The sequence below is a fragment of the Yokenella regensburgei ATCC 49455 genome, assembly GCF_000735455.1.
Classification (GTDB): domain Bacteria; phylum Pseudomonadota; class Gammaproteobacteria; order Enterobacterales; family Enterobacteriaceae; genus Yokenella; species Yokenella regensburgei.
On sequence record NZ_JMPS01000034.1, the window covers coordinates 1 to 3784 of the forward strand.

The 3784-nt window shown below is 47.3% G+C and carries 2 protein-coding genes and 3 pseudogenes; all 5 read right to left on the bottom strand.

Annotated features, from left to right (window positions below):
• Nucleotides 1–1066: pseudogene (locus tag GYRE_RS10480) on the bottom strand (hemagglutinin repeat-containing protein); the annotation flags it as partial.
• A gap of 48 nt (nucleotides 1067–1114) precedes the next feature.
• Nucleotides 1115–1489 (bottom strand): CDI toxin immunity protein, encoded by a 375-nt coding sequence (locus tag GYRE_RS10490; protein WP_038255123.1) that lies wholly within the window; start codon nucleotides 1487–1489, stop codon nucleotides 1115–1117.
• Nucleotides 1490–1493: 4 nt separating this feature from the next.
• Nucleotides 1494–1814, bottom strand: a pseudogene (locus GYRE_RS25405) (hypothetical protein); the annotation flags it as partial.
• A gap of 683 nt (nucleotides 1815–2497) precedes the next feature.
• On the bottom strand, nucleotides 2498–3046 hold the full coding sequence (locus tag GYRE_RS10500) for an immunity 42 family protein (protein ID WP_038255126.1): 549 nt from the start codon (nucleotides 3044–3046) through the stop codon (nucleotides 2498–2500).
• Nucleotides 3047–3048: 2 nt separating this feature from the next.
• Nucleotides 3049–3784 (bottom strand): annotated as a pseudogene (locus GYRE_RS24830) (VENN motif pre-toxin domain-containing protein); the annotation flags it as partial.

Here is a 3784-nt window from a genome sequence, read left to right on the forward strand (position 1 = left end):
TTTGCCACGTCCTGCTGCTGTTTATCCTTATTACGGACGATGATGGTGCCATCCGCCACCGCCGCCTGCGTCGTTCCCTCCGCATGGCCACTGTTGCCTGCGGCCGAAATCATTCCGCCCGGCATGTTGCCTTTAAACTGGTCACCGCCAAAAGCCCCGCCGCCGCTGAGGCTGATGCCCGAGTGCTGGGTTTTGAAATCCGCTTCGTTATGAATATCGCTGAAGCCCAGCGTACCGGTATCCAGGCTGTTTTTATCTGCCGTCGCCGTGGAGGCAATCACGGCCCCATCCAGTTGGGTGTGGTTGCCCACCGTGATATCAAACCCGCCGTTACCGGCAAACAGCCCGCTCTGCTCGGTCACCGAGTCAAAGCGGCTCTTCATCTTGTCCTGGGAGGCAGAGATATAGCCTGAGCCACTCATCGAACCGAAGGTGAAGCTACCGCCCGCCGCCACGCTGGTCTGCTTGCTGTCGTAGTTGTTGTTATCCTGCTGGCTGCTTATCAGCAGGTCGCGACCGATATCCGCCGTTATCTTGTCTGCGCTGACCTGCGCACCGTTCAGTACCGTGTCGCGGCCGCTGTTGATGGTCAGGCTTTTGCCGCTGTCGAGCGTGGTTTCGGTCCAGTCGGTGCCGTTTCCTTTGTCTTTGCCGTTCGCTGCATTGACGTTGGCAAAGACGCTGATACCGGCACCGCCGCCGCCGGCGCCGATGCTCACCCCAATCCCACCGCCGCTGCTGCTGTTTTTACCGCTGGACTGCTGGGTATTGGCTGCATCGCTCAGCAGAATGTCATTCTTCGCACTCAGCAGGGTGTCACCGCGTTATTAATGGCGCTACCCACCGTGCCGGAGAGCGCAACCGTCAGACCACTCTTCTTCTGCTCAAAGGTTTCGTCGCGGGTACGCTTGTCGTGACCCGGTTCAATGATCACGCTGTCGCCGGAGAGGCTGAGATCTTTCTGCGCCACCAGGTCCGCACCGCCCATATGCGCCTGCTTACCGGCGGAAATGGCCACGCTACCGCCCGTCGAGCCCACGGAACTGCAGCTCTGACTCTGAGTTGACGGGTAAAAAGAAAACCCCAGCACAGAAGCCGGGTTCTAAAAATACTGCTAATTCTTTATACCTAGACGAATTATCTCAGTTGGAAATAGAGGCTGTAATATCAATTCATTATTAAAAATGAATATCTTAGGCGACAATGCTGTAACGTCATAAATATTTTCAGCAATCAAGACCAAATTAGTTCTAAAAATAGGAATGTTAATATCATCCACAAAAACGAACACATCATAATTTTCATTATGATTATCTGATATAAAATCGTTTATATCTTCGTAATCTGAATAATTAAAATCGGCCCACAATAAGTTTCCATTGGCAAAAGGGAAATTATACAGAATATCAAGAGCATCCTTCTCTCTCTGACCTTCAAGCACTTCGAAATCTGCACTCAGGGCTTCTTTACACTCATCAAATAAAGTCATCTTCCTACCTATTTAACTGTTTCAATATAGTTTCAAAAGCTTTTTCATTGCCTTCAAATGGTATAACCTGCTTGACTGCCTTGCCTGGCCCTTTTCCCTGAGAATAATCCCATATATTGATGTGTGTTCCCTTTTCAGGATCATAATCAACACGCCAACCAACTTTGCCATCATTAGATTGACGTCCAATTACTTTTCCATTTCCTGCACTTACTTCTAACCTCCCAATTACAGGTTTAGAGTCACCCCCTAAATTACCTACAATATTTAGTGCCTTATTTCGAGCACTTTCCCAGTTTTTCTCGGATTTTAATATTGTTTCAATTCGAGTTGCTGGGCCTGGTACTTTCTTACCCGGCAACATGATACTTGCCAGCATCCCGCCTGTAGCTTCCAGTGCGGCCTGATTTCCGTCAGCCGCCTGTTTGACCGTATCCGCTACCGCTGACCAGGTTTCACTCTGCATCAGGGCAGTAACGGTATCCGCCACCGCCTGATTCTTCCCGGCCAAGTCGCCCATCGCTTTACTGCAATAGCTGTCACCCACAGCACAGGAAGCCAGCGCCATAGCCGCATCAGCAGCGTAGTCTGCCGAGCCTAATGCTGCATCACCGGTATCAGCGAGGGCATTGATAATACCATTCGCGATGGACGAGGTTGTACCTTCACCCAGCTTGTCTCTTACCTGATTTTTTAGGGATTCAGCAGCCTGTTTTGCCGCTTCGCGAGCCCGGTCACCACTGAGCGAGTTATTCTCAACAACAACTCGCTCCGATGCGATCATCGAGAGTGGAAGGATATTTTCCCTCTTCAGTCAGTAGGTTACAGACTATTCTTGCTGATGCATTTTGATCCTGTCAACTTTTTGCCCCGACGTGTCTTTTACGCCCGTGACGCCATTTTCGCCAACCTGTTAAAGAGCAACCGCACCCACATCATAGCAGCGGCGTCAGCTGCTGCTATTACCGCTTAAAGTAAAATCCCGCCATTGAGGGCGGGATTTATTGTTTAGATTAATTCATACTTTGCTTTTACTTCACTAACTATGCGATGTACTTCATCCTTAGATAAAATAACTTCATGTACCTCAAGGTTATTATGGTTTTTCCACTCATAACCTTCAGCATCATTACCATATAAATAGCTAACCTTAGCAGCCAATATTCTAACCTGTCCCATATAACCAACAGAAAACACATAACACGTGTCATTTTCTAAGTTATATGTCGAAGCTTGGTAACGATAATCCGCCTCAAAATCATCTGATACTTCAGCATCCGGGTTTAATAGTTCAGGAAGCATTGCACTCATTATTTTTGAGAAAGAATCTAATTTTTCCGCTTTAAATAAATACTCATCTTCAGGAACGGTAATCAAAGCGTTATCATCCGACAAGCAACTGATATCACCGCTTAAAGTAGCCACACTTGCATAATCAGGAAAAAATTTTCCATTAATAACAAAGTGAAATAGACCATTTTTGTATCCGCCTTCTGAACTCCAGATCGGCACATAATCTATTAATATTGCAAACTTATTTGGATCACCAAAAATCATAATCACCACCCCTTCTTAGGTAGGTCTAACTGTTTTTTAACATCCGATGGGATTGTGTTCTTATTTAACGGTGCAGACTTGTCCCCTGTACTACCTGACCAATGCCAAGTTCCATCATTTGTATTTGTAAATTGATGAACATTACCTTCTGCATCTTTCGCGTACATTTTTTTCCCACTAACAACTGCTGATCCAAATAGATCCATCGAGTTTTTAGGTTCTGTTCCAGCTTTAAAGCTATAGCCTGGTTGTCCCGGAGTATGTTTAGGGTTGGACTGATAATTCAGTCCATTAGCTGCAGGAGTTGAATTCGGCGTAGGTAATGAACTGCCTTTCGGCCCTTTGGCTGCAATCATTGCAGGCACAGTAGCCGCCATCGCTGCTGCTGTATCCTTGTCCAGTCCAAGCGCCTCGAACTTCTGTTGCCACCCTAAATTGGCAACGGTCCCTTCGGCTTCCATACTGGAACTGTATACTGCGGAAAGGTAGTTCTTGAACTCGTTAGGTAACTTACCGTCAGCGTCCAACTGCTTGATGGCTTTATCGAACACATCCCATTGATCAACCAGATAACCATACTTATTCCCACATTGATCAGGTTGACTGCTACAGAACTCCAGCATTTCCTTCTGCTGTTTCAGGTTGGTATCTACCATGTCCTGAATCACTTGCTGACAGGCTGCACCCTCACACGTCCTGGCTTTCTGCGCGAAGTTATCAAGCTGAGTCACGCTGAGG